The sequence below is a fragment of the Pseudofrankia inefficax genome (assembly GCF_000166135.1).
Lineage (GTDB): Bacteria > Actinomycetota > Actinomycetes > Frankiales > Frankiaceae > Pseudofrankia > Pseudofrankia inefficax.
This window is the reverse complement of the sequence record NC_014666.1, coordinates 2,687,734-2,712,727: the sequence shown is the minus strand read 5'-3', so window position 1 is coordinate 2,712,727 and position 24,994 is coordinate 2,687,734. Positions and strand designations below refer to the sequence as shown.

The 24,994-nt window shown below is 72.2% G+C and carries 22 protein-coding genes; 4 read left to right on the top strand and 18 right to left on the bottom strand.

Translation table 11 applies throughout. From position 1 onward, the window contains the following. Window positions 1-153 precede the first annotated feature (153 nt). Window positions 154-957 carry a YdcF family protein gene (locus tag FRAEUI1C_RS11035; RefSeq protein ID WP_013423375.1) on the bottom strand — a complete coding sequence of 268 codons (804 nt, stop codon included), beginning with the start codon at window positions 955-957 and terminating at the stop codon, window positions 154-156. A gap of 342 nt (window positions 958-1,299) precedes the next feature. On the opposite strand from FRAEUI1C_RS11035, the gene FRAEUI1C_RS11030 reads away from it, so the two are divergent. Genes FRAEUI1C_RS11030 through FRAEUI1C_RS11020 form a run of 3 tightly spaced genes read left to right on the top strand, consistent with a single transcriptional unit; the run spans window position 1,300 to window position 4,860 of the window. Beyond that, entirely contained in the window at window positions 1,300-2,433 is a 1,134-nt protein-coding gene (locus tag FRAEUI1C_RS11030) for a hypothetical protein (protein WP_013423374.1), read from the top strand. Continuing rightward, entirely contained in the window at window positions 2,430-4,112 is a 1,683-nt protein-coding gene (locus FRAEUI1C_RS11025) for a vWA domain-containing protein (RefSeq protein ID WP_013423373.1), read from the top strand. The genes FRAEUI1C_RS11030 and FRAEUI1C_RS11025 overlap by 4 nt, the downstream gene beginning before the upstream one ends. Beyond that, window positions 4,099-4,860, top strand: coding sequence for a hypothetical protein (locus FRAEUI1C_RS11020; protein ID WP_013423372.1), 762 nt, complete (start codon window positions 4,099-4,101; stop codon window positions 4,858-4,860). Before FRAEUI1C_RS11025 ends, FRAEUI1C_RS11020 begins: the two co-directional genes overlap by 14 nt. A 191-nt stretch (window positions 4,861-5,051) precedes the next feature. Here the strand turns inward: FRAEUI1C_RS11020 and FRAEUI1C_RS11015 are convergent, their stop codons facing one another. The 17 genes from FRAEUI1C_RS11015 to hemW all read right to left on the bottom strand — a co-directional run bounded on the left by FRAEUI1C_RS11015 (window position 5,052) and on the right by hemW (window position 24,395). Then, a complete protein-coding gene (locus FRAEUI1C_RS11015; RefSeq protein WP_013423371.1) occupies window positions 5,052-6,437 on the bottom strand; it encodes a glycine--tRNA ligase in 1,386 nt (461 codons plus the stop codon). A gap of 271 nt (window positions 6,438-6,708) precedes the next feature. After that, window positions 6,709-8,847: a serine/threonine-protein kinase gene (locus FRAEUI1C_RS11010; RefSeq protein ID WP_013423370.1), complete on the bottom strand. Its 2,139-nt coding sequence runs from the start codon at window positions 8,845-8,847 to the stop codon at window positions 6,709-6,711. Between the two features lie 241 nt (window positions 8,848-9,088). Next, window positions 9,089-9,970, bottom strand: coding sequence for an MHYT domain-containing protein (locus FRAEUI1C_RS11005; RefSeq protein ID WP_013423369.1), 882 nt, complete (start codon window positions 9,968-9,970; stop codon window positions 9,089-9,091). A 211-nt stretch (window positions 9,971-10,181) separates the two neighbouring features. Continuing rightward, the gene (locus FRAEUI1C_RS11000) at window positions 10,182-10,835 is read right to left on the bottom strand and encodes an ester cyclase (protein WP_013423368.1); all 654 of its coding nucleotides are present in this window, start codon (window positions 10,833-10,835) and stop codon (window positions 10,182-10,184) included. 605 nt (window positions 10,836-11,440) lie between these two features. Then, window positions 11,441-12,760 (bottom strand): restriction endonuclease, encoded by a 1,320-nt coding sequence (locus tag FRAEUI1C_RS10995; RefSeq protein WP_013423367.1) that lies wholly within the window; start codon window positions 12,758-12,760, stop codon window positions 11,441-11,443. Window positions 12,761-12,891: 131 nt separating this feature from the next. Then, on the bottom strand, window positions 12,892-13,314 hold the full coding sequence (locus FRAEUI1C_RS10990; protein ID WP_232425382.1) for an antibiotic biosynthesis monooxygenase family protein: 423 nt from the start codon (window positions 13,312-13,314) through the stop codon (window positions 12,892-12,894). A gap of 4 nt (window positions 13,315-13,318) precedes the next feature. Then, the gene (locus FRAEUI1C_RS10985) at window positions 13,319-14,113 is read right to left on the bottom strand and encodes an isoprenyl transferase (protein WP_013423365.1); all 795 of its coding nucleotides are present in this window, start codon (window positions 14,111-14,113) and stop codon (window positions 13,319-13,321) included. A 123-nt stretch (window positions 14,114-14,236) separates the two neighbouring features. Further along, complete coding sequence (gene recO, locus FRAEUI1C_RS10980) at window positions 14,237-14,968, bottom strand: DNA repair protein RecO (protein WP_013423364.1); 732 nt, start codon at window positions 14,966-14,968, stop codon at window positions 14,237-14,239. A 79-nt stretch (window positions 14,969-15,047) separates the two neighbouring features. Further along, window positions 15,048-16,079 (bottom strand): GTPase Era, encoded by a 1,032-nt coding sequence (locus tag FRAEUI1C_RS10975; protein WP_013423363.1) that lies wholly within the window; start codon window positions 16,077-16,079, stop codon window positions 15,048-15,050. A gap of 3 nt (window positions 16,080-16,082) precedes the next feature. Beyond that, a complete protein-coding gene (locus FRAEUI1C_RS10970; RefSeq protein WP_013423362.1) occupies window positions 16,083-16,532 on the bottom strand; it encodes a cytidine deaminase-like protein in 450 nt (149 codons plus the stop codon). Next, window positions 16,495-17,943 (bottom strand): hemolysin family protein, encoded by a 1,449-nt coding sequence (locus tag FRAEUI1C_RS10965; RefSeq protein ID WP_013423361.1) that lies wholly within the window; start codon window positions 17,941-17,943, stop codon window positions 16,495-16,497. The genes FRAEUI1C_RS10970 and FRAEUI1C_RS10965 overlap by 38 nt, the downstream gene beginning before the upstream one ends. 23 nt (window positions 17,944-17,966) lie before the next feature. After that, window positions 17,967-18,533, bottom strand: a complete 567-nt coding sequence (ybeY, locus tag FRAEUI1C_RS10960) for an rRNA maturation RNase YbeY (RefSeq protein ID WP_013423360.1) — start codon at window positions 18,531-18,533, stop codon at window positions 17,967-17,969. 46 nt (window positions 18,534-18,579) lie between these two features. After that, a complete protein-coding gene (locus tag FRAEUI1C_RS10955; protein ID WP_013423359.1) occupies window positions 18,580-19,683 on the bottom strand; it encodes a PhoH family protein in 1,104 nt (367 codons plus the stop codon). A 181-nt stretch (window positions 19,684-19,864) separates the two neighbouring features. Next, on the bottom strand, window positions 19,865-20,620 hold the full coding sequence (locus FRAEUI1C_RS10950) for a 16S rRNA (uracil(1498)-N(3))-methyltransferase (protein ID WP_013423358.1): 756 nt from the start codon (window positions 20,618-20,620) through the stop codon (window positions 19,865-19,867). Between the two features lie 10 nt (window positions 20,621-20,630). Next, window positions 20,631-21,764: a molecular chaperone DnaJ gene (gene dnaJ / locus FRAEUI1C_RS10945; protein ID WP_013423357.1), complete on the bottom strand. Its 1,134-nt coding sequence runs from the start codon at window positions 21,762-21,764 to the stop codon at window positions 20,631-20,633. A 64-nt stretch (window positions 21,765-21,828) separates the two neighbouring features. After that, on the bottom strand, window positions 21,829-22,860 hold the full coding sequence (hrcA, locus tag FRAEUI1C_RS10940) for a heat-inducible transcriptional repressor HrcA (protein WP_041260604.1): 1,032 nt from the start codon (window positions 22,858-22,860) through the stop codon (window positions 21,829-21,831). A gap of 308 nt (window positions 22,861-23,168) precedes the next feature. Then, complete coding sequence (gene hemW, locus FRAEUI1C_RS10935; protein WP_041260603.1) at window positions 23,169-24,395, bottom strand: radical SAM family heme chaperone HemW; 1,227 nt, start codon at window positions 24,393-24,395, stop codon at window positions 23,169-23,171. A gap of 243 nt (window positions 24,396-24,638) precedes the next feature. Between hemW and FRAEUI1C_RS10930 the strand changes: the two genes are divergently transcribed. Then, a complete protein-coding gene (locus FRAEUI1C_RS10930) occupies window positions 24,639-24,842 on the top strand; it encodes a hypothetical protein (RefSeq protein WP_041259185.1) in 204 nt (67 codons plus the stop codon). Window positions 24,843-24,994 lie beyond the last annotated feature (152 nt).

The window sequence follows — 24,994 nt, the reverse complement described above, 5'->3', positions numbered from 1 at the left end:
CTATCGGCGCCCGCGGCGCCGGATCCACATCCAGCCGCGAGGTACGGCCCGCGCACCGTGACCAGCGAACCACACGGCGCCGCCGGGGCAACAGCCCCCGACGGTGCTTTGTTGCGGCCGACACCAAATAGTCCCGGCGGGTTTGACGGGCGGTCAGACGGCGGGCCGGCTGGCGCCCGACGGCGTCGCGCGGTGGAACATCTCGTAGAAGCGGTAGCCGATCGCCTCCCGGATGATGTACCGGACCTGCGTCTCCAGACCCCGGTTAGCCGGTCCCGTGACCGTCGGTGAGCTGTGCGCCGTCAGCCCGAGGTCACGGGCCATGGCGACCGAGCGCAGACTGTGCCAGCGGTCGGTCACGATCACTGCGCGCCGCAGGCCGCGGGTGTTCATCTCCCCCGCCACCCCGATCAGCGACTCCAGCGTGTCCCGCCCTTCCGGCACGGCGAGCACCGCGCTTGTCGGTACTCCCTGCTTTTCCAGATATGTCGCGCCTACACCGGCCTCGGTGTAGTGGTCGCCGGGAATCTTGCCGCCGACGGTGATCACCAGCGGTGCGACGCCGGCCCGGTACAGCTCGGCCGCGTGGTCGAGCCGCGCCTGGAAGACCTCCGAGGGCCGGCCGTTGTACTGCGACGCGCCCAGCACCACCAACGCGTCCGACCGCGGTCGCTGGTCCTGCACGCCAGCCCACCACACCTCGCCGATGGTCACCAGCGAGAGAACGACGACCAACGCGACGACGGCCAGCGCAGCGCGGGTCACCCACAGCCACCAGGGCGCCCGCAGGCCGTGCAGCAGCCGCGGGCGGCGCGGGCGTGCGGGAACGGCCTCCTCGGACGGATCGACCGGCCGGTCGGCGACGGCAGCCGGCCCGGCGGAGGGCGTGGCCGACGGGGAGGACGTGGCGGCGGCGCGGGGGCCGCGGCCACCGAGTGCGCGGAATGCTGAGCTCATCCGAAAGCGACCCTAACGAGGTGGAAGCACCATCCAGGACTGGCACACCCGGCTCTCGACTCTGGCGAGGAAGCCGCCAGCCTGCGTCGGATGGTCCACATGCCCCAGCCTTCCCCACTCACCGGGCCGTCATCCCAGACGCACCGGACATTCCTGCCGGGACGAGGCCGGTCGATTACATGAACTTCCGGTGACAACGCCCGCCGCAGTCGTCTCCCGGACATCCCGGCCGCCGGGTTGTCTGGCACGATCCGCCTCAAATGATCGAGCAGACGCCACTGGACGCCGCGGCGTCCTGGGAGGGGACGAGCCCCTCCCCACAGCAGACAAGGGGGCGGCCGGGTGGCTACGAGTCGCCGTAACGGCCGCGTGGTCGGCCCGGTGCTCGCCGCGGTCCTCGTGCTCGGGGTGATTGGCCTCGCCGTCGTCCCGCGGCTGGTCGGCGGCGGCCACGGCGCGGGCGGAGCTACCGGGCTCAAGACGGTGCGGGTGCTGGCCGGGTCCGAGACCGCGCCCTACCTCAACGACCCGAAGGTCGCCGCCCGGCTGGCCACCGAGGGCTACAAGCTGGTCGTCGACACCGCCGGGTCACGCGAGATCGTCAACCGGAAGCTGACCAACTACGACATCGCCTTCCCGTCGAACGCGACCCAGGCCGAGCAGATCCGCCAGAACCAGGGCGTGACCCGGGCCAGCTACACCCCGTTCTCGACGCCGATGGCGATCGCGACCTTCACCCCGATCGAGCGGCTGCTCGCCACGGCCGGGGTCACCCAGACCGACAAGAGCGGCACGACGTTCTTCGACATGAAGACCTATCTCGACCTGGTCGCCAAGAAGACCCGCTGGTCGCAGCTGAAGGGCAACGTCGACTACCCCACCGACAAGTCGGTCCTGATCAGCTCCACGGACGTGCGGACGTCCAACTCGGCCGCGCTCTACCTCGCGCTGGCGTCTTACGTCGCCAACGACAACAACGTGGTCGCGGACCCCGCTACAGCGACGACACTCGCCGACACGCTCGCGCCGCTCTTCCTGCTCCAGGGCTTCCTCGACTCGACCACCCAGGAGCCGTACGCCGACTACCTGTCGATCGGGATGAGCAAGACGCCGATGGTCATGATCTACGAGTCTCAGTTCCGGGCCAGCCAGTTCGCGAAGGACGGCTCGATCACCGGCGGCCGGGTGCTCATGTACCCGAGCCCGACGATCTACGCCAAGCACACGGTCGTCCCGCTGACCGACGCCGGCGACGCCGTCGGCCGGCTGCTGACGACGGACCCGGAGCTCCAGGACCGGGCCGCGTTCTTCGGCTTCCGCACCGCGGACGTGGCTCGGATGACCAGCAGCTCCAAGCAGGCCGCGATCACGGTGCCACCCCAGCTGGTCAACGTCGTCGACCCGCCGACCCAGAACATCTCGGAGACGATGATCAAGCGCATCGACGCGAAGTACCGGCAGGGGTCGGGCGGATGAGCCGCGTCGCCCGCCCGGCCGGGGCTGACCGGGCCGTCGTGCCCAACCGGCTTCGGCCGGGAGCGCGCGCCACGCGGGCCGTCGGCGCCGTCGCGGTCCTGCTGGCCTTGGCGCTCGCCGCCTGCACCCAGGGTTCGAGCGGTACCAAGGCAACCAGCACGACCAGCCCACCACCGAGCAAGCCGGGAACGCTACGCATCCTCGCCGGCTCGGAGCTGTCCGACCTCGAACCGCTGCTGCCGGATCTCAAGAAGGCCACCGGCATCACCGTCACCCTGAGCTACACCGGAACGCTCGACGGCGCCGACCGGATCCTGCACGGCACCGCCGGCGCCGACGCGGCCTGGTTCTCCTCCGACCGCTACCTGCGGCTGCTGCCCGGCGGCTCGGCCAAGGAACTCGCCCGGAACCCGGTGATGCTCTCCCCCGTCGTGCTCGGGGTGCGTACCCCACTGGCCACCCAGTTCGGCTGGACCGGTGACACGAAGGTGACCTGGGCCGACATCGCGGCGAAGGTGGCCTCCGGCCAGCTCACGTACGCGATGACGAACCCGGCCGCGTCCAACTCGGGCTTCTCCGCGCTCGTCGGCGTGGCCGCGGCCTTCGCCGGCACGGCGGACGCGCTGCAGGCCTCCGACATCCGCCCGGACGCGCTGAAGAGCTTCTTCTCCGGTCAGGTGCTCACCGCCGGCAGCTCGGGCTGGCTGACGGACGCCTTCGTCAAGGCCGCGCCCGCCAGCGTCGGCGCGATGATCAACTACGAGTCGGTCCTGCTGTCGTTGCAGCGTTCGGGCGCGGCCGGCCCGCTCACGATCATCCGGCCAAGCGACGGGGTGATCACCGCCGACTACCCGATGGCGTTGCTGGCCGACAACCGCCGGGACGAGTACACCCGGGTGGTGAACTGGCTGCGCTCGCCGCAGGTGCAGCGCCGCCTCCAGGACCAGACCAGCCGGCGCCCGGCCGTGCCCGGTGTGCCGCTGGACTCCCGGTTCGGGACCCGGGCGCTGGCCGAGCTGCCGTTCCCGGCCACCGAGCAGGTCGCCGACCAGCTGCTGGCCGCCTACCTCGACCAGTACCGCCGGCCCACCCGCGCGATCTACGTCCTGGACACGTCGGGCTCGATGGAGGGCCCACGGCTGGCGGCCCTGCAGCAGGCGCTCACCGGTCTCACCGGGGCGGACGACAGCCTCTCCGGCCGGTTCGCCCGGTTCCGCGCCCGCGAACAGGTCACGATCATCACGTTCAACGACAAGGTCACCGCCACCAGGCAGTTCACCGTGAGTGATCCGACCCCCGGGTCGGCCGATCTCAAGGCGATCTCCGACTATGGCGCCGCATTGCGGGCCGGCGGCAACACGGCGATCTACTCCGCGCTCGACGCCGCGTACACCACGGCCGCCGCCGGGATGAAGGCGGACCCGAGCGCGCTGACCTCGATCGTGCTGATGACCGACGGCGAGAACAACCGGGGCCTGGACTCCGCCGGCTTCCTGGCCCGGTACAACACCCGGCCACCGGACGTCCGGGGCGTGCGCACGTTCGCGGTCGACTTCGGCGACGCGGACCGGGCCGCGCTCACCCAGATCGCGACCAGCACCGGCGGCGCGGTCTTCGACGCCACCGCGCCGGGCGTCTCCCTCTCCGACGTGTTCCGGGAGATCCGTGGCTACCAGTAGGAACCGCGATCACGACGAGGCGGGCGGGAGCGAGCAGCCGGGCGGCACGGGCCGGCGCAACCCGCTGGTCGGCTGGCTGACCTCGGGGCGCAACGCCGCGGGCAGCCTGGCCGGCATCGTCGGGGTGACGCTCGGCGTGACCGGCGTGGTGCCGGCGCCGTGGTGGCCGCTCGGCGTCGGCGCGCTGTACGCCGCCGGGGCGCTCGTCTTCCCGAGCCGCGCCGCCGCGGCACCCGACGAGGAGCCGTACGACGACCGGGTCGACGTCGCCCGGCTGCGCGCGGCCGTCGAGGCCCGCCGGCACGCTCTGATCGGCCGGGCCCCGTCGGAGGTGATCAAGGCGGTCGACCAGCTCGCGACCACGCTGGGCGAGCTGTTCGACCGCCCGGACCTGCTACGCCGCGGCTCGCCGGAGGCCTTCGTGATCGAGCGGCTGGTCGACGACTACCTGCCGACGGCGCTGGAGGCCTACCTGAGCCTGCCGCGGGCGTTCGCCGGCAGCCATCGGCTCCCCGACGGACGCACCCCGCGGCAGGTCCTGCTCGACCAGCTCACGCTGCTCGAGCAGGTGGCCAGGGAGGCGACGGAGGCCGCGAGCCGGGACGAGGCCGACCGGCTGCTGGCCCACGAGCGTTTCCTCGCGGACCGCTTCGGCCCGCACGCCCTGGACCTGTCGGTGCCCTACGCGGACGCCCCCGAGCCGCCGGCGAAGGATGGGACTGTCGCGCAGGGTGGCCAGCTGGATTGATCGGCACCGGAAAGCCGACGGGAAAAATGAAGACGACGCCGTCCGCGGAACTCGGGGGGTGTTCCTGGGCGACGTCGTCTTCCCAAGAGTAGCAAACAGTCCCCCGAGTGGGCCGAAGTCTGTCCCCCGAACAGCGGACGCCGTTCTGCCCCTTCGGCCCCCGGCCCCGGTCCTTCGGCCCTACCGCCGGTCTAGAGCGGGCCGAGCTGCGCGTTCAGGTAGGTCGCGACCTTGTCGATAGCGATGCGCTGCTGCGCCATCGAGTCACGCTCTCGGATTGTCACCGACTGGTCGTTGAGCGTGTCGAAGTCGACGGTGACGCAGTACGGCGTGCCGATCTCGTCCTGGCGGCGGTAACGACGCCCGATGGCCTGCGAGTCGTCGTACTCGACGTTCCAGTGCCTGCGCAGGTCGGCGGCCAGATCACGGGCTACCGGCGAGAGGTCCGCGTGGCGGGACAGCGGCAGCACCGCGGCCTTCACCGGTGCCAGCCGAGGGTCGAGCCGCAGCACGATCCGCCGGTCCACACCGCCCTTGGTGTTCGGCGCCTCGTCCTCGTCATAGGCGTCCAGCAGGAACGTGAGCGTCGCCCGGTCGACCCCGGCCGCCGGCTCGATGACGAACGGCGTGAACCGGGTGTTGGTTGCCTGGTCAAAGAACGACAGGTCCGCGCCAGAACCCTTCGAGTGCGCGGTCAGGTCGTAGTCGGTCCGATTCGCGATGCCTTCGAGCTCACCCCACGGAAGGCCCGCGAAGTTGAACCGGTACTCGATGTCGACGGTGCGCTTCGAGTAATGGGAGAGCTTCTCCTTTGGGTGTTCGTAGTGACGCAGGTTGTCCGGCTTGATGCCGAGCTCGGTGTACCACCGGGTCCGCTCGGTGATCCAGTAGTCGTGCCACTGCTCGTCCTCGCCCGGCGGGACGAAGAACTCCATCTCCATCTGCTCGAACTCGCGGGTCCGGAAGATGAAGTTGCCCGGGGTGATCTCGTTGCGGAACGACTTGCCGATCTGCCCGATGCCGAACGGCGGCTTGCGCCGGGCGGTGGACTGCACGTTCGCGTAGTTGATGAAGATGCCCTGCGCGGTCTCCGGCCGCAGGTAGGCCAGGCCCGACGGGTCCTCGACCGGGCCGAGATAGGTCTTGAGCAGGCCGTTGAACATCTTCGGCTCGGTGAACGCGCCGCGGGTGCCGCAGTTGGTGCAGACGACCTCGGCCAGACCGGCCGGGGCCCGGCCGTGCTTGGCCTCGAAGGCCTCCTCCAGGTGGTCCGCGCGGTAGCGCTTGTGGCAGTTGGTGCACTCCGTCAGCGGGTCGACGAACACCTCGACGTGCCCGGAGGTCTCCCAGACCTCGCGGGCGAGGATGACGCACGAGTCGAGGCCGACCACGTCGTCGCGGCCCTGCACGACCGACTTCCACCAGGCCCGCTTGACGTTGTTCTTCAGCTCGACGCCGAGTGGCCCGTAGTCCCAGGAAGCCCGCAGACCGCCGTAGATCTCGCTGGACGGGAAGACGAACCCCCGCCGCTTGGCGAGGCTGACGATTGTGTCCATCAGGTCGGATGTGCCTGCCACGGACCTTGCTCCTTAGGAATCACGTCTCGGCGTCGAGGCGAGTAGGGCTTCCAGCCTACGGACTCCCAAGCCGCCGGCTGGCCCACGACGACCCGCCCGCCACCGGGCCCGCTCCGCCCTCATCCCAGCCAGCCGGGCGCGACGGCGGCCGACATGATCACCGATTGCGCCCTCCGGTGGTCGTTGAAGGGATGCGGCTACGACCACCCGAGGGCCGAAGTCGCGATCAAGCTCGTGGCGGCCGAGTGGGGCCTTCCGTGCGAGGCGCCGTTCACGCTCCGGGGCGGAAGGTGGCGAAGACCTGCCGCATCAGGGACTGCTGGCTGGTCCAGGTGTCCTGGGGCATCCGCCAGCGCAGCGCGTAGCCGTGGCCGTTGCGGATGACGCCCAGGTCGAGAACGTGGATGGTGCGGCCACCCGAGGTGAAGGTGAACTCGTAGACCGCGGCGTTCGCGCCGTCAGCACCGTCAGCCGGGCGGATGGACAGCAGGTGGTAGCCCGGCGACGTCGCCCGCACGCTTGCCTCCAGCGACCGCCAGGCGCCGATGGCCGACGATCCGGCCGCGGCCTGAGCCTCGACCAGGAGCTCCGGATAGCCGCTCGCGGGCGCGAAGACCAGGCGGTCGGCGCCGCGCGGGGCGGTGGGCCAGTCGCTCGGTACCGCGACGGACCAGCCGGACAGCCCGGAGCGCGTGGTGTAACCCGCCGGCGGCTGTGCCGGGGCCGTACTGGTCGGGACGAGCGGGCCCAGGCTGGCGTCGTCGCCCTCGCCCGGCGCGGCGCCCGTCGCCGGGGCGCTCGCGCTCGACGGGCCGGCGACGCTCGAAGCCGGGCCCGACGGGCTCGACGAGCCCGCCGGCGGCGGTGTCCCGGAGCTGACCTGCCCGGAAGAGACGATCGACGGCTTCGGCCCAGCCAGGGCGGCTGTGCCCGCTGGGCCGTCGTTGCCCGCGAGCGCCAGACCCAGCGGCGTCCCCACCGCCCCGAGCGCGACCAGCGCCGCCACCGCGATCAGCAGCGCCCGTCGGCGCGGGCGGCGTCGGTTGCCGGCGCCGGCAGGCGGCGCGGCACGGCTCGCGCCGACACCGGCTGGTTCGGCGGCGGCTCCGAGGACGGAGGTCCCGCCGCCGTCGCCACGGCCGCCGAGGTCCGCGTCGGCGTCGGCGTCGGCGTCGGCGTCGGCGTCGGCGTCGAATGTCGTGATCTCGTTGCGTTCGGCTGTGCCGCCGGGTTCGGCGCGGCCGTCGCGGTCACCCCCGTCACCGGCCTCACCTTCCCCGCCGACACTGTCGGAGTCGGCGAGGCGCTCGGCGTCGTCGTCTGCCGTCAGGGTGCCGACCTCGGCCGTCTCCGGCGCGCCCGCTGGGTCGCCGACGCCCGCCTGCACGCCGTCGTCGGCGAACTCGTCGGCCGCGAGGTCCCGGGCGGCGCCGTCTGCCGGCCCGCCGTCGCTGTCGGCGAGCAGTTCCAGCCACGGGTCCGGCCGGCCGGTCTCACGGGGACGGGACGGGCGCCGAAGGACGGCGGCCCGTCTGGTGCGCCCGCGCCGCCCGTTCGCGGGGGCCGCGAGGCCGTCGAGGACCTCGTGCAGGTGGCTCCGGATCTGGGCGGGCGATGGCCGGCGGCCAGGGTCGGCGGCCAGCATGCTGTCGATGACATCGCGCAGCGAGCCAGCGTGGATGAACGGGCGCCTGCGGTTCTCCACGACGGCGGCGAGGAGCGGCAGGAGCCCCTCGGCCTCGAACGGCGGCGCGCCCTCGACGGCGGTGAAGAGGGTCGCGCCCAGCCCCCACACATCGCTCGCGTACACGGCCCGCGCGCCTCGGACGCGTTCCGGGGCGATGTAGGCCGGCGAACCGACCAGCGTTCCCGCGCCGGTCAGGGTCGAGTCGCCGCGGCTGACCGCGATCCCGAAGTCGGTCAGGCGCGACTGGCCGTCGGCGGTGACCAGCACGTTGCCCGGCTTGACGTCACGGTGCACGACGCCGGCGCGGTGAGCGGCCTCCAGGGCGTAGGCCAGGGTGATGCCGATGCGGGCGACCCGCTCGGGCTCCAGCCGCCCGAGGTCCTTGACCAGCTGGGACAGCGGGACTCCGTCGACGTACTCCATGACGATCCACGAACGTCCCTCGGCCTGGAGCACGTCGTAGACCGTCACCAGCCCCGGGTGCCGCAGTCGGGCCGCCGCGCGCGCCTCGCGCATCACCCGCTGTTCGGCCAGCTCGCGGGCGGCGGCCGACCCCATGGGCGGCAGCCGGATCTCCTTGATCGCGACTGGGCGGCGCAGCAGCAGGTCCGAGCCCTCGTGGACGGTTCCGCCACCGCCACCGCCGATCACCTTGCCCAGCCGGTAGCGACCGCCCAGGTGCCCGTCGGCTGCCGGTCCATCGGGGGCACGGAGCGTCGGCATCGCTTGAACCCGCTTTCGGCGACCTTCTCGGGATTTGGCGGTTCACCTACCCGAAGCGACGGCGACAACACCCGGCGACCTCCGCCCGGTTCCGCCCGCCACCGGCCGACCGCACCCGCCCCCGCCGCCGGGCTCCTCGTCCAGCTCGGAAGCCCCCGCGCGCGATCGTCTCGCGCCCCGCCCCGGTCGAGACGACCACGTCGGGAGATCAACACCGAATCAGACAACAGAAGTTGCTTTGTTACGTGTTCATAGGACGCCTGTGGCTCGGGCGAACCGGAGTGGGGTCGACGTCAGCCCTTCGCTGGACTGGTCTTGGCGAAAATGCGCTCGGGGCGCCGCGGACGGCATCAGCGGCAACTTGGCCGGTCGGGCCCGAGTTTTTTTCCAGACGGAAGCTTCCTTCTTCCGAAAGAGCACCGAGAGCCAGGATGATCACACCCGCGAGAACAGTGAACGTCACCACACACACAGCCAGGACCATGGCGATGGGATCCGCGCCGGTCATCGGTACGGTGGCGTCCATGCGTTCGACCCGGACGGCTGTCATCGCGGTGTAGTGCATCCCGCACACCGCGACCGTCATAACCGTCGAGGCCAGCAGGACATGGGTCCTGCTACGCACCCGGAAGGCGATGGCGAGCGCGGCGAGCGCGGCCCCGACAGCGATTCCGACCGACAGGACCACTCTTCCCGGGTCGTAGGTGACCCTGGAGCCCGTTCGCATCGCCGCCATGCCGGTGTAGTGCATCAACGCGATGCCGAGGCCCGCCGTGACCCCGCCGACCGCGATGCGGCCGAGACTGCGTGGGTCGGTGGCCACGACACGAATTCCCAGCCCCGACGCCGCGACCGCGACCACGAGTGACAGCGCGGTCAGCGGCACGTTGTAAACAATTTCCATATCACCGAGGTGATAAGCGGTCATCGCGACGAAATGCATCGACCAGATCGCCCCGCCGCCGAGGCTGACCGAGGCCGCCGAAATCCACTGCCGCCTGCGCCGGCCGGAGCTCAGCGGAATCCTGATGGCACTCACCAGCGCGGCAAAGCAGCCAAGGAAGGACAGCGCAACCGAGATTACCACCGACAACATGTCATAACTTGCGGATTGGTATGTCATCCATCCGTCCCATTGATCCTTTTCCGCCTCGCCGGGATCGATCAGGGTTTGCGTGGGCGTGAGGCGACTTCGAAAAGGCTCGGTGCCTGATAGCGGCCTCACCCCGCGGCGGGGCATGTTGCTGCCGGGCCCGTTCCCCACCGCCAGGAACGGGCGAGCAGTCGGCCCCGCCGGGGGTGGGCCGCGTCCCGCGGGCCGCGCGTGCTCGCGTCTAGCTCCCGTGACCGCAGGCCAGCTGTCGAAGAAAATCGGAGTTGTCGTAGTAGTTGTGCACCTCGACGATCCGGAGGTCATCGGATACCCGAGCCACCGTGACCCCGAACATCTCGATCCGTTCGCCGGTCGGGTTCATACCTCGGTACGGCCCGCTGAAAGTTCCCCAGTGGCGCCATTTGAACGCAATCGTGGGCGGCGGCGAATACACTTCGAGGACTTCCCAGAAGAATCCGCCCGGGAATGCGTTATGGAAGATCTCATGAGAGGACTCGAAGGTCTCGCTGCTGGCCGAGTAGTACGGACTCTCGCCGATGAGGACGTTGTAGCTCCCGCGCTCCGCCAGCTCGGCGCTTCCGACGGCCGGGCCGCCATTCACACTCACCCGCAGCTGATCGGTGACCATGCTGACCCACTGCGCGGGATCCTTCTTGTGGGACAGTTCCATCTCGAACACCTGGACGACTCGCTCCACTATGTCGGCGAGTGAGCCAGCAGGATGATGCACGGTCCTTTCCGACGGCATGGTCTGATGGGACAGGTGATAGTCGGGCGGGGCGCCGTCCCGCCAGACGACGCCCGCGGAGTCCGCGATCACCGCTTCCCTCCCGCGAACGTGCGGCGGCTCGCTCGCGAGTCCGTCCTTGCTCATGAGTTCGTTCCCCTTCTCGGTTGAACGAAGAATCCGGTCCGCAAATTGCGGCCAGGACCAGGTCACGCGCGGTCCGCGTCCCTCGAACACGGCAGCAGAAAACGTGGCGGGACCAGGACCGCACGGTTGTCGGCGCCCCCACGCGCTATCAAGAGATCGAGAGCCTCTAGTTCGGCGGTGGACACCACTGAGCGGCTTCCCGGCCCGAAGAAGACCGGGAAGACGGATGCGCGCCGCCAAACGTCACACTCGCCGCCCCCGGCGAGCCTGGGCGCGACCCGTACGCGTGGAGCGACCGATCTATGACGTTCGGCGAAGCATGGTGACATTAGAGCACCAAAGTGGTGGTACTAGCAACTCTTCTCGCGACGCTACGTAACGTTGCGTAACAGAATCAGCCTTCGCAGGGTGATCATTTGGCTTCAACGACGCCTGACGTGGGCATCCCTAAAACGCATAGTGACGAGGGATCGATCTCCGAGATCAGCGAATGACACTATCCAACGGACCAGCGGCCGACGTCGTCCCGCGAACGGGGGTATCCCGGGGCCAGCGGACACGACCGGCCAGCGGACGGCCGGCCAGTGGACGCGGCCGGCCAGCGGTCAGACCGTGTCGAGGTCGAGGTACTCGGCGAGCCAGCCGCGCAGCCGCTCGCCGTCGACCAGCTCCAGGCGGTTCTTCGCGGCGAACTCGACCGAGGACGGGCCGAACCCCGAGGTCGTGACCAGGATGCCCTTGATCGCGTCTCGGTCGGCGACCGTGCCGGCGAGCTCGCGGACGTAGTGCGCGCCAACGGTCCGCCGGTAGCGCTTCACCGAGATGACGATCAGCCCCGACCCCAGTGGGTCGTCCGAGTAGACCTCGACGTCGACGCCACCGTCGCCCGACCGGCCGACCCGCCTGGTGTCGTAGCCCATCCTGGTCATCAGGTTGGCGACCAGCTGCTCGAAGTCGTACGGGTCCATCTCCAGCAGGTCCAGCGGCGCCCGCCGGGTCGCCCGGGCGACGGGTTCGACCCGCAGGTGCCGGGTTCCCCCGGCAGCCCCGTGGCCGGCACCGGTCCGGGGCTCCGCGGATCTCGTCCGTGCCTCGCCCGGACCCGTCGAGCTCTCCTCGGGTGCGTCAGTCGGCCGTCGCCAGACCGGCCAGGCGCCGGTCGGCGAGTCGACGATCTCGGTCGGAGCATCGGACAGGTCGGCGGCGCGGACGGCCCAGGGGGCGGCTGGGTACGGCAGAGTCGGTGAGAGGGGATCCGGCTGCGAGCGGGGGTGCGTCCGCGGCTGGGGGTGCGCTGACGGGAGGGGCCGCGTGGGCGCGAGGGGGCGGGGCGACGGGACCGGCACCTCGGGCAGCGTCGGGGCGACGGACGGGGTGTCGTCCCCGGTGGGGTCCCGCTCGACGTGCACGCCGTGCTCGGTGAGCAGGGCGACCGTTCCGGCGGTCCAGCCCTGCGAGACGGCCCGCACCTTCCAGCCGCCGTCGCGCCGGTACAGCTCGACCAGCACGACGCAGCGCTCGCCACCGTCGGCCTCGACCCGGTGGCTCACCGCCCAGGCACCGTCGTCGTCCGGGCCGTCCCAGGCCGACTCGCCGGCCTCCTGGACCTCGACTCGTGTCGCGGGGTCGTCGGCCAGGGCGCCGGGCCAGTCGTCGGCGAGGCCGGCGGCGATCACCACTGTCTCGACCTCGCCCGGCAGTTCGTCCAGGGCGATCCGCACGCAGCGCTCGCTGACCAGCCACAGGCAGCCGTCCGCCGAGCGCCGCTGGTTGTAGAAGACCAGGTCACCGTCGTCACGCACCCGGCGCCGCCCGGTCAGCTCCAGGGCGAACAGGTCGACGGACCCCGCCGGCAGCCTCGACGTGAGCGACACCCGCGCGACCGGAACCCGCACCGGCGCGTTCGCGCCCTTCGCCAGCTCCACCCGACTCCCCAGTCCCCGCACCACCACAGAGTCGCCGCGGCGAAGCCGCCGCCGCGGCGAGGCGGCCAACTCCACCCAGACCGATCTTATTGAGTCATCCTGGTCACGGGCCGGATGCGGCGCCGGGTCGATCAGTGGCCGGGGGTCGCGGTGGCGGCGTCGGGGGCGAGGGACGACTCGTGGCGACGGACGGCGTCACCCGGGCCGTCCCGGTCGACGAGGATCTCGAAGGCGCCCGGGGCGTCGAGTGCCCAGCCGAGCAGCGGCGTGAGCAGCTGGCGGACGTCGAAGCCCCCGAGCGCCCGCCGCCACGCTCCCGGCCCGTCCCACTCGGTCACCAGGACCCAGGCCTCGGGGTCGTCGACGGCGCGGACCAGCCGGCCACCACGGAAGCCGCGCGCGCGGGCGAGCGCGGCGAGCGAGCCGTCCGCGCCCACGGCGAACTCGTCCGAGGCGGCGGCCGGCACCTGGAAGCGCACCATCGCCAGCACGGGAGCCGCCGGCGGGGCGTGAAAGCCTTCGGGGACCGCGGGCGGCCCGGTCGGGTCGGTCACGCGGCTATGCCCGCGCGATGACGCCGCCGTAGCGGCGGTCGCGCCGGGCGTACTCCTCGCACGCGGCCCACAGATCGCGCCGGTCGAAGTCCGGCCAGAGCGTGTCGACGAACGCGAACTCCGCGTACGCGGCCTGCCAGAGCAGGAAGTTGGACAGCCGCTGCTCACCGGACGTGCGGATCAGCAGGTCCACGTCGGGCATGTCCGGCTCGTCGAGGTAGCGGGCGAAGGTACGCTCGTCGATCTTGTCCGGCTTCAGCCGGCCGTCCCGGACGTCCTGGGCCATCAGGGCGGCGGCGTCGGCGATCTCGGCCCGGCCGCCGTAGTTGATGCACATCGCCAGCGTGATCCGGTCGTTGTTCTTGGTGCGTTCCTCGGCCTTCTCCAGCCGGCGGATGACGCTGTTCCACAGGCGGGGCCGGCGCCCGGCCCAGCGGACGTTCACGCCCAGGGAGTCCATGTCGTCGATCCGCCGGCCGAACACACCGTCGACGAAGCGCATCAGGAAGGCCACCTCGTCCGGTGCGCGCTTCCAGTTCTCCGTCGAGAACGCGTACACCGAGATCCAGCGGATGCCGAGCTCGATCGCGCCCTCGACACAGTCGAACAGCGCGTCCTCGCCCGCCTCGTGGCCCTTCGTGCGCGGCAGTCCGCGCAGCGTCGCCCATCGGCCGTTGCCGTCCATGACGATGGCGACATGCTGGGGCACCAGTTCCGCCGGAATCGTCGGGGGGCGTGCCCCGGACGGGTGCGGATGCGGGTCCCGGTGCGGCCTAACTCCGCCATCCTGCAGGCTCACCGGTAGTCCACCTCCCCGCTGCTCCGGCGCGACGCCGACGCGCATTGCCTCTCCCATGTTCGTGCCTGGTTCCTGTCTCTTCACGTCCGGGTGCCCGCCAGAACGCGGACCGGGCGCCGGCTGTCACGCCCGCTCGAGGTGTGGCAGCGCCCGAAGCCCTCGTTCCAGGTGCCACTGCAGGTACGCGGCGACGATGCCGGCCGCTTCCCGCCTGGTGCGCACATCGGTAGCCTCCGCCTCGGCCCAGTCGCCGTGCAGCAGATCAGCCAGCAGCTGGACGGCGGTGACCGACACCGACGCCGCGCCGTGCGGTCGACACCGCGGGCAGACTACGCCTCCACCGGCGACCGACACCGACGGGTGGGGCCCCGGCTCCCCGCAGCGCGCGCAGTCGTCCAGCGCCATCCCGTACCCGCTGACCGCGAGCGCGCGCAGCAGGAAGGCGTCCATCACCAGGCCCGGCGGATGCTCGCCGGACGCCAGGGTACGCAGCCCGCCGACGAGCAGCAGGAACAGCCGTAGCGCCGGCTCGCGCTCCTCGCTGGTCAGCCGCTCGGCGGTCTCCAGCATCACCGCGGCGGCCGTGTGCCGGGCGTAGTCGGTCGCCAGGACCGCGCCGTAGGAGCCGAGCAGGTCGGCCTGGGTGACGGTGTCCAGCGAGCGGCCCTGGTGCAGCTGGAGGTCGACGTACATCGCCGGCTCCAGCCGGGCGCCGAACCGCGACGACGTCCGGCGTACCCCTTTCGCCACGGCCCGTACCCGCCCGTTGCGCCGGGTGAACAGCGTGACGATCCGGTCGGCCTCACCGAGCGGCATCGTGCGCAGCACGACCCCCTCATCGCGGTAGACCGGCATGCACCCATGGTCGCACGCACCGGCGACACGCCGCGCGGCCAGCCTTGTCGTGCCACCCGCGGGGACGGCCCGACAGCGGTCAGAAGCCGAGGCGACGCAGCTGCTTGGGGTCGCGCTGCCAGTCCTTGGCGACCTTGACGTGCAGATCGAGGAAGACCGGGGTGCCCAGCAGCGCCTCGATCTGGGCCCGGGCCTTGGTCCCGACGTCCTTGAGCCGGGAGCCGCCGGCACCGATCACGATCGCCTTCTGGCTGGGCCGCTCGACGAACACGTTGACGTGCACGTCGAGCAGGGGCCGTTCCGCCGGGCGGTCCTCGCGGGGCAGCATCTCCTCGACGACCACGGCGAGCGAGTGCGGCAGCTCGTCGCGCACGCCCTCCAGCGCCGCCTCCCGGACCAGTTCGGCGACCATCACCCGCTCCGGCTCGTCGGTCAGCTCGCCGTCCAGGTACAGCGGCGGTCCCAGTGGCAGCCGCGCCACCAGCAGGTCCGCCAGGACGTCCAGCTGGTGGCCGGCGGCGCGGACCCGGTCGTCGCCCGCGGCCCGGCCGTCCCCCCGCACCGGCACGGGCACGGCGCTCACCGGCACGATCTCGGCGAAGTCGGCGAGCTGGGAGAGCTCCAGGAGTCGGGCGCCGATCCGGTCCGGGTCCTTGACCAGGTCGGTCTTGGTCAGGATCGCGATCACCGGGGTCCGCCCCGGCAGCCGGGACAGCTCCTCGGCGATGTACCGGTCGCCCCGGCCGACCGGTTCGTCGGCCGGCGCGCAGAAGCCGACGACGTCGACCTCGGACAGGGTCGCGCGGACCACGTCGTTGAGCCGCTCACCGAGCAGCGTGCGCGGCCGGTGCAGACCCGGGGTGTCGACGAGCACCAGTTGCGCGTCCGGCCGGTGCACGATGCCGCGCACCGCGTGCCGGGTGGTCTGCGGCCGGCCGCTGGTGATCGCGATCTTCGTCCCGACCAGGGCGTTCGTCAGCGTCGACTTGCCGGCGTTCGGCCGCCCGACGAAGCAGGCGAACCCGGACCGGAAGGTGCCCGGCTGGTCCGGCTCGGCGCCCGCGCGCCCGGGAGCGCCCGGGGCCGGTGCCTTCGTGGGGTGTCGTGCCATGTCTCAGACCACCGTCCGGTTGCGGGGAACGCCGTCGGGGCCGGCGAGGAAGACGGGGACGCCTGGGCCGAACTCGGCCAGCACCGCGAGGTCGTCGGCCGCGGGCGCCGCGTCCTCGGTGACCACGGCGGCGGCCTCGAACCGGCGCGCGCCGCTGGCGGCGGCCGCCACCACGGCGGCCCGCAGCGCTCCGGTCACGAGCTCGGGCCGGCTGTGCCCGACGGTCGCGGCGGCGTAGGTCCGCCCGTCGGTGTCGCGGACGGCCGCGCCCTCGGACCGCTCCCCGTGCGGGGTGTAGGCCCGCAGCCGGGCGGAGCGGGCGAGCACGACCAGCTTCGCGTCCTCGGCGGCCAGCTCGCCGGTCACCGGCTCGCCACGCCGCGCCGCGGCGTCCGGTCGCCCGGCGTCCCGCGGCTCAGCGGCCAGCCGGATCTCGTTGGCCTCGCTGCCCATCGCGCTCCTCACCCTTCTGACTGCCGCCACGGCTGGCCTCGCCTCTGCCGGCGGACCTGCCGTTCTCGCCCCGCCCCGTATCCCGGCGCGGATCGGCCTCGTCGGCGAAGGGGTCACCCGTGTCGCCGTCGGTGGCCGACCCGGTGCCGATGCGGTGCACGACGACGGTACCTATCTGGTTGCGCCGGCCGGCCGCCCGTTCGGCGGTCAGCGACAGCCCGCCGACCGAGGCGGTCGCGCCGGGGATCGGGACCCGTCCCAGCGCGCTGGCCAGCAGCCCGCCGACGGTCTCGACGCCGTCCGCGCCCGGCAGGTCGTCCTCGCTGACGCCGAACAGCTCCGCGAGGTCCTCGACCTCCAGCCGGGCGGTCACCCGGGCGGTCTCGTCGTCCAGCCACTCGACCCGCGGCACCGCGCTGTCGTACTCGTCGACGATCTCGCCGACGATCTCCTCGAGGATGTCCTCGATCGTCACCAGGCCGGCGGTGCCACCGTACTCGTCGATGACGACGGCCATGTGGGTGCGCGAGGCCTGCATCTCGCGGAGCAGGTCGTCGGCGGGCTTGCTCTCCGGTACCAGGACCGGCGGGCGCATCACCGACTCGACCGACCCGTCGCCGCCGCCCTCACGCTCGCGGCCGACCAGGTCCTTCAGGAACACGATGCCGACGACGTCGTCGACGCTCTCCCCGACGACCGGGATGCGCGAGAAGCCGCCCCGCAGGGCCAGCGAGATCGCCGCGTCGACGGTCTTGGTCGACTCGATGAAGACCATGTCCGGCCGGGGCACCATCACCTCGCGGACCAGGGTGTCGCCGAGCTCGAAGACCGACGCGATCATGTCGCGTTCCTCCGGCTCGATGACCTCGTTCTCCTCGGCGAGGTCGACCAGGTCGCGCAGCTCGGCCTCGGAGGCGAACGGGCCGTCCCGGTAGCCCTTGCCCGGGGTGACCGCGTTGCCCAGGGCGATCAGCAGGCGGGGCAACGGCCCGAGCAGCCGGGCGAGGCTGACGGTCAGGCCGGCGCCGGCCAGCGCGACCGACGGGGCGTGCTGGCGGCCGAGCGTCCGGAACATCACCCCGACGAGCACATAGGCGACCAGCGTCGCGATCGCCGCGCCGAGGAAGACCGAGGCGAAACCGGTCCCGTACGCATGCGCGGCGACGATCGTGATGCAGGCCGCGGCGACCATCTCGCCCATGATCCGCAACAGCAGCAGCAACGCCAGGTAGCGACCGGGGTCGGCGACCACGATCGCCAGCCGGCGCGCACCGGGCCGGCCCTGGCGGACGAACTCCTCGACGGTGACCCGGGAGACCCGGGTCAGCGCGGCGTCGACCCCGCCGAGCGCGGCGGCCACCAGCGAGGCCGCCACGGCCAACAGGATGAGTGGCGTATCTCCAGACCCCATTACGACGTCCCGTTACCGGCGGCTCAGCCGGCGCTGGCCGGGCCGGCCACCGCGCCAGCCGAACCGGAGCCAGCCGAACCGGAGTCAGCCCCGCCCGCGCCAGCCGAGGCCGCGCCGGCCTCGAGGGCGACGGCGGCCTCCCAGCGGGTCAACAGGTCCTCCTGCAGGCGGAACATCTCGCGCTCCTCCGCCTGCTCGGCGTGGTCGTAGCCGAGCAGGTGCAGGATGCCGTGGGTGCACAGCAGGTGCAGCTCCCGCTGGGCGGAGTGGCCCGCGGTGACGGCCTGCTTGCGGGCCACCTCGGGGCACAGCACGACGTCGCCGAGCAGCGTGGCCGGGTCGTTGTCGGCCGAGTCGGCGTAGCTCGACTCGAACGCCTCGTCCTGCGGGAAGGCCAGCACGTCGGTCGGGCCGTCCTCGCCCATGTAGCGCACGTGCAGGTCCGTCATGGCCGCCGTCTCGACGATCATGATGGACAGCTCGGCCAGCGGGTTGACCTTCATCGCGTCGAGCACGAAGCGGGCCAGCCCCGCCAGCGTCACCTCGTCGACGTCGGACTCGCCCGTCTCGTTGGCGATGAACACGGACATCAGGATCTCCCTGCCTGCGGGCTGGCCGTGGTCGCCGCGCGGGGCGTCACCGTCGGTCCCGGCGCGCGGGCCGGGCGGCGGCCGGGCGCGGCGAGCCGGGGCCGGCCGTGGGCGTGGCGCCGTCGATCGCGTCCCAGCGCGAGTAGGCGTCGACGATCTCGCTGACGAGCCGGTGGCGGACCACGTCGGTGCTGGTCAGGTTCGCGAAGTGCACGTCCTCGATCCCGTCGAGGATCTCCCGGACGACCCGCAGGCCGCTGCGGGTGCCGGACGGCAGGTCCACCTGGGTGATGTCGCCGGTGACGACGATCTTCGCGCCGAAGCCGAGCCGGGTCAGGAACATCTTCATCTGCTCGGGCGAGGTGTTCTGCGCCTCGTCGAGGATGATGAAGGCGTCGTTGAGCGTCCGGCCCCGCATGTAGGCCAGCGGGGCGACCTCGATGGTGCCGCTCTGGATCAGCCTGGGGATCGAGTCCGGGTCGACCATGTCGTGCAGCGCGTCGTACAGCGGGCGCAGGTACGGGTCGATCTTCTCGAACAGGGTGCCCGGCAGGAAGCCGAGCCGCTCCCCCGCCTCGACGGCCGGCCGGGTCAGGATGATCCGGTTGACCTTCTTGGCCTGCAGGTACTGCACCGCCTTGGCCATCGCCAGGTACGTCTTGCCGGTGCCGGCCGGGCCGATGCCGAACACGATCGTGTGCGTGTCGATCGCGTCGACGTAGTGCTTCTGGTTCAGCGTCTTCGGCCGGATCGTCCGGCCGCGGCTGGACAGGATGTTGAGGGTGAGCACCTCGGCGGGCCGCTCGGTACCGCCGCCGCGCAGCATGGCGAGGGAATGCTCGATGTGCTGGGCGGTCAGCACGGTCCCGGCGTCCAGCAGCGCGGACAGCTCGGTGAACAGCCGGACGGCCAGGTCGTTCTCGGCCGGCTCCCCGGTGATCGTGATCTCGTTGCCCCGGACGTGGATGTCGGACCGCAGGGCCTGCTCGATGGCCCGGAGCAGCTCGTCCTGGTGGCCGAGCAGGCTGACCATGTTGTGGGGGCCGGGCACCACGAAACGGGTGACCGTCGGCGCGGCCGGGGCGGCGATGGCGCGCGGGGCGCCACCCTGGGCAGTGGCGGCGCCGTGGGGCGTGGCGGATTCGGGCATGAGGACGGCCGTGGGTGGGCCGGGACACCTCTCGTCGATAAAAGGGCGAAATCTTCAGCGGCGGTCCGCGCGCACCCGATCTCCGAGAAATCGAACTCCGAAAACCCGAGCCCCACGAGCCCGAACTCCAAGAACTCGAGGATTCGGGACGCGGTATGCCACACGAACTACCAGGTTCAGTCTAGCCGTCCCACCGGCCGGTAGCCGCGAGCAGCACGGCGGCCGCCGCGACGCCGGCCGTCGAGGTGCGCAGCACGGTCGGGCCCAGCCGCACGGAGCGCGCGCCCGCCTTCCCGAAACCGGCGAGTTCCTCGTCGGAGATCCCGCCCTCGGGACCGACCACCAGCACGATCTCCCCCGCCGGCGGCCAGTCGCCCGCCCGGCCCGCCGGCAGGCCGGCCAGCGGCTCGGCGGCGCTCTCGTGCAGGACCAGCCCCAGCCCGGCGACCGCGAGCCGGTCCCGCACGGCCACGGTGCCGGCCAGCTCGGCGACGAGCGGCCAGCGCGCCCGGCGGGCCTGCTTCGCCGCCTCGGCCGCGCTCGCCACCCAGCGGCCCCGCGAACGCGCGCCGCGCTCGCCGTCCCAGCGGACGACGCTGCGCGCCGCCGACCACGGCACGATCTCGTCGACGCCCACCTCGGTCAGCATCTCGACCGCGAGTTCGCCACGGTCGCCCTTCGCCAGCGCCTGCACGACGACGAGACGCGGCACCGGCGCGGGGGTGTGGGCCCGGTCCAGCACCCGGCAGTCCAGCTCGTCCCGGCGCACCGCGGCGACCTCGCAGCGCAGCGCGTGCCCGGCCCCGTCGGTGACGTCGAGGCGCTCCCCCACCCGCAGCCGGCGCACGGTCGCCGCGTGGCGCCCCTCCGGGCCGGCGAGCGTGAACACGTCGACGGCTGGCAGTGGCGCCAGGTGGAAGACGGGGGTCGTCACCACCGGCGGCGCACTACTTCTTCCGGCCGCCGCGGCGGCGGCTGAACAGGCCGGAGGTCGCGGCGGTGGCGGTGACGACCGCCGGCGCCTCCTCGTCCCGCAGCCGGGCCAGCTCACGCAGCAGCCGCTCCTGCTCGGCGTCGAGCTTCGTCGGCGTCTCCACCGAGACGTGGATGTGCAGGTGGCCGCGGCCGACGGCGCGCAGGTGCGGCACCCCCCGGCCGGCGAGCCGGATCACCTCGGCCGGCTGGGTGCCCGGCTTGACCGTGATCGTCTCGGTGCCGTCGAGCGTGTCGAGCGTGGCCGTGGTGCCCAGCGACGCGGCGGTCATCGGCAGCCGCAGGTCGCAGTGCAGGTCGTCGCCCTCGCGGCTGAAGATCGGGTGCGCCTTCTCGGAGACCTCGACGTACAGGTCGCCGGCCGGACCGCCACCGGGCCCGACCTCGCCCTCACCGGACAGCCGGATGCGCATCCCGTCCTCGATGCCGGCCGGGATCTTGACGGTCAGGGTGCGCCGCTTGCGGACCCGGCCGTCGCCGGCGCACTCCCGGCACGGGTGCTCGATCACAGTGCCGGTGCCCTGGCAGCGGGTGCACGGCCGTGAGGTCACCATCTGGCCGAGGAACGAGCGGGTGACCTGCTGGATCTCACCCCGCCCACTGCAGGTCGGGCAGGTGCTCGGGGACGTTCCGGGCGACGCGCCCGAGCCGGTGCACAGGTCGCAGACGACGGCCGTGTCGACCGTGATGTCCCGGTTGGCGCCGAACGCCGTCTCGGCGAGGTCCAGCTCGATGCGCAGCAGCGCGTCGTTGCCCCGCCGGACCCGGGACCGCGGGCCGCGGCTCGCGCCGCCGCCGAAGAAGGCGTCCATGATGTCGCCGAGGCCGCCGAAGCCGCCGCCGAACGGCGAGCCACCCCCGCCGCCGCCCGGCGCGAGCGGGTCGCCGCCGAGGTCGACGATCTGGCGCTTCTCCGGGTCGGAGAGCACCTCGTAGGCCGCCGTCACGGTCTTGAACCGCTGCTGCGCCTCCGGGTCAGGGTTGATGTCGGGGTGGAGCTCCCGGGCGAGCTTGCGGTAGGCCCGCTTGATCTCGTCTCCGGTCGCCTCGCGGCCGACACCGAGCACGGCGTAGTAGTCCACTGCCATTTAGAAGTCCACTGCCATTCGGAAGCCCACTGCCCTCAGCTGACCTGGTCGTGGCTGGCGGCCGTCATTCGGCGCCCAGCACTTCACCCACGTAGTTGGCGACGGCCCACACGGCTGACATCGTTCCCGGATAGTCCATCCGCTTGGGGCCGACCACCCCCATGCCGCCCAGCGCGGCCGCGCCTCGGCCGTAGCCGGTCGCGACGACCGCGGTGGACCGCAGCGCGTCGACGTCCGTCTCGCGACCAATGCGCACGGTCACGGTACCTGGCTCCCGCGCCCAGCCGATGAGCTTGAGGAGTACCACCTGCTCCTCCAGCGCCTCGAGGACCAGCCGCAGCGAGTCGGAGAAGTCCAACGCCGAGCGGGTCAGGTTCGCGGTGCCGGCGAGCATGATCCGCTCTTCCTGCCGCTCCACCAGCGTCTCGATCAGGACCGTCGCGAGCGCCGTGAGCTGGGTGCGCAGCCCGGGGCCGGCCTCCTCGCCGACCTCCTCGGGAAGCGACGCTGCCGCCGCTGCCGCGTCCGAGAGCCGGCGGCCGCCGAGCGCGCGGTTGAGGATCATCCGCAGCTCGGCCACGGTGTCCTCGTCGACCGGCTCACCGACGTCGACGATCCGCTGCTCGACCCGCGCCGCGTCGGTGATCATCACGATGAGCAGCCGGCCGGCGCTGATCTGGACGACCTCGATGTGCCGGACCCGGCTGGAGGTCAGCGACGGGTACTGGACGACGGCGACCTGCCGGGTCAGTTGGGCGAGCAGCCGGACCGAGCGGCGCACCACGTCGTCGAGGTCGAGCGCGCCTTCGAGGAAGTTCTGGATGGCCCGCCGCTCCGCCCGGGACAGCGGCTTGACCCCGGACAGCCGGTCGACGAACAGCCGGTAGCCCTTGTCCGTCGGGATCCGCCCAGCGCTGGTGTGCGGCTGGGTGATGAAGCCGTCCTCCTCCAGCGCGGCCATGTCGTTGCGGACCGTGGCTGGCGAGACCCCGAGCGCGTGCCGCTCGGCCAGCGCCTTCGAGCCGACCGGCTCGTTGCTGGTCACGAAGTCCTCGACGATCGCCCGCAGCACTTCCAGGCGGCGTTCCTCAAGCACGTCACGCACCCCCTCGGCGACCACGCGGCCACGCCTGTCGGGGCCGGCGCCCAGCGGACGAGCCTGGCACGCCTGGCCACGGCCGCCGACGGAATCCGTCCGGCCGCGACGGCCCAGAGCGCAGGATCCTCAACGCGCCTCCTCCACCGCCGGACGATGGCCGCCGGCCCGCCGCCACGTCACATGTCCCTGCCGGGCGTGACGCGCTTCGGGGGTGGCGAGATCGGTCCAGCCTGGCACTCCGCAGCCGTGAGTGCCAAGTCTAGCGCCCTCCCCCATCGATCTGCCTCGTCATCACCCGATCCCGGTCAGAGGTCGGGCAGGAGGGCGCGGACCACAGTATCGGTGAGGAGACGGCCGTCGCGGGTCAGTTTGATCCGGCCGTCGGCCAGGGCCGCGCGGTCCAGCAGTCCGGTGGCCGCCAGCTCGGCCAGGGAGGACCGGCCCGCCTCGGTGAGCTCGGCCGCCGGCAGGCCGTCGGACATCCGGACCGCGAGCATCACCCGCTCCACATAGCGCGCATCGGTGTCGACGAGCTCGCGGGCCTGGGCCGGGCTGCGCCCGGAGCGCAGCCGCTCGGTGTACTCGGTCGGGTGGCGCACGTTCCACCAGCGGGCCCCGCCCACGTGGCTGTGCGCGCCAGGACCGACCCCCCACCAGGTGTCGCCCCGCCAGTAGCCCAGGTTGTGCCGGCACCAGGCGTCGCGGCCGCTGGCCCAGTTGCTGACCTCGTAGTTGGTCAGCCCCGCCGCGGCGAGCATCTCGTCGGCCTGGACATAGCGGTCGGCGAGCAGGTCGTCGTCGGGCTCCAGCAGCTCGCCCCGGCGCACCCGGCGAAACAGCCGGGTGCCGTCCTCGACGGTGAGCGCGTAGGCGCTGACATGGTCGGGGGCCAGCTCGATCGCGGCGGCGAGGCTCGCGGCCCAGTCCCGGTCCGACTCGCCCGGCGCACCGTAGATCAGGTCGACGCTGACCTGCTCGAACCCGGCCTTGCGGGCCCAGCAGACCACGTCGGGCAGCCGGCCCGGGGTGTGCCGCCGGTCGAGCGTGGCCAGCACGTGCGGGCGGGCGCTCTGCATCCCGAACGAGATCCGGGTGAACCCGGCGGCCCTGAGCTGTTCGAGCGCGACCGCGTCGACGGACTCCGGGTTGGCCTCGGTGGTCACCTCGGCACCGGGGCGCAGGCCGAAGGTGTCGTCGACGGCGGCGAGCAGGGCGCCGAGGTCCGCGGGCGGGAGCAGCGTCGGCGTCCCCCCGCCGAAGAACACCGTGTCCACGGGCGGGGTCCCGTCGCCGAGGACCCGCGCGGCGAGCGCCAGTTCGGCGATGGCCGTCGTGGCGAAGCTCGCCGCGCTCGCGCCGCCTCCGAGCTCGGCGGCCGTGTAGGTGTTGAAGTCGCAGTACCCGCACCGGGTCGCGCAGTAGGGCACGTGGATGTAGATGCCGAACGCGCGCTGGGGAAGCTCTACGAGGGCCGCGGCGGGCAGCCCGCCGTCGGGAGGCGGGGCCTCGCCCTCGGGTGGCTTGGGGGACATGTACTCCAGTGTGCGCCCGTCGCGTACCGACACGACGACGCACAGTTCGGCGGATCTCGCCACCACGAGCGGGGACGACGCCCGGACCACGGACCAGCGCCCGACCGGACCCCACCCGCGCGCCGGGTGGCGGTGACACGGGGGCCCGTTGGGCGGCTGACCCGGAGCGGTTGGATGCGCGGCTGGCGACGGGTTGGCGTGTCGTGGTGGCCATGTCGCCGTCAGTACGAAAAGATCGGACATATGGACGACGACGTCGCGGATCTGCTTACAGCGGACGATTTTCTCATTCAGGCGGCCCTCCTCAAGGAGGGGCTGGCGCTGCTCCCGCCGCGGACGACCGAGTACCGGTCCGGCACCGTCCGCTACCCGTGGAACGAGCGCGAGGAGCCGGTCACCCAGCCCATTCCCGTCAGCCACCCGCAACTCCCGGGCTCCCAGGGCTGAAGGCGGGACACCCCACCCAAACGAAGGCATACGAAAAGCCGGAACGTCTTGAAACGTTCCGGCTTTCGCGCTTTCTGGCTACGGGTCGTCGGGCGTGCCCGACATCGGGGATGCCACCTGCGTGGCCACCCCGCCCGGTGGCTACCGCGTGA

What these genes read in the sequence shown, in the direction of transcription:
- FRAEUI1C_RS11035 (WP_013423375.1), bottom strand. Translation starts at nt 957, where the DNA reads ATGAGCTCAGCATTCCGCGCACTCGGTGGCCGCGGCCCCCGCGCCGCC.
- FRAEUI1C_RS11025 (WP_013423373.1), top strand. Translation starts at nt 2,430, where the DNA reads ATGAGCCGCGTCGCCCGCCCGGCCGGGGCTGACCGGGCCGTCGTGCCC.
- FRAEUI1C_RS11010 (WP_013423370.1), bottom strand. Translation starts at nt 8,847, where the DNA reads ATGCCGACGCTCCGTGCCCCCGATGGACCGGCAGCCGACGGGCACCTG.
- FRAEUI1C_RS11005 (WP_013423369.1), bottom strand. Translation starts at nt 9,970, where the DNA reads ATGACATACCAATCCGCAAGTTATGACATGTTGTCGGTGGTAATCTCG.
- FRAEUI1C_RS11000 (WP_013423368.1), bottom strand. Translation starts at nt 10,835, where the DNA reads ATGAGCAAGGACGGACTCGCGAGCGAGCCGCCGCACGTTCGCGGGAGG.
- recO (WP_013423364.1), bottom strand. Translation starts at nt 14,968, where the DNA reads ATGCCGGTCTACCGCGATGAGGGGGTCGTGCTGCGCACGATGCCGCTC.
- FRAEUI1C_RS10975 (WP_013423363.1), bottom strand. Translation starts at nt 16,079, where the DNA reads ATGGCACGACACCCCACGAAGGCACCGGCCCCGGGCGCTCCCGGGCGC.
- FRAEUI1C_RS10970 (WP_013423362.1), bottom strand. Translation starts at nt 16,532, where the DNA reads ATGGGCAGCGAGGCCAACGAGATCCGGCTGGCCGCTGAGCCGCGGGAC.
- FRAEUI1C_RS10965 (WP_013423361.1), bottom strand. Translation starts at nt 17,943, where the DNA reads ATGGGGTCTGGAGATACGCCACTCATCCTGTTGGCCGTGGCGGCCTCG.
- ybeY (WP_013423360.1), bottom strand. Translation starts at nt 18,533, where the DNA reads ATGTCCGTGTTCATCGCCAACGAGACGGGCGAGTCCGACGTCGACGAG.
- FRAEUI1C_RS10955 (WP_013423359.1), bottom strand. Translation starts at nt 19,683, where the DNA reads ATGCCCGAATCCGCCACGCCCCACGGCGCCGCCACTGCCCAGGGTGGC.
- dnaJ (WP_013423357.1), bottom strand. Translation starts at nt 21,764, where the DNA reads ATGGCAGTGGACTACTACGCCGTGCTCGGTGTCGGCCGCGAGGCGACC.
- hemW (WP_041260603.1), bottom strand. Translation starts at nt 24,395, where the DNA reads ATGTCCCCCAAGCCACCCGAGGGCGAGGCCCCGCCTCCCGACGGCGGG.
- FRAEUI1C_RS10930 (WP_041259185.1), top strand. Translation starts at nt 24,639, where the DNA reads ATGGACGACGACGTCGCGGATCTGCTTACAGCGGACGATTTTCTCATT.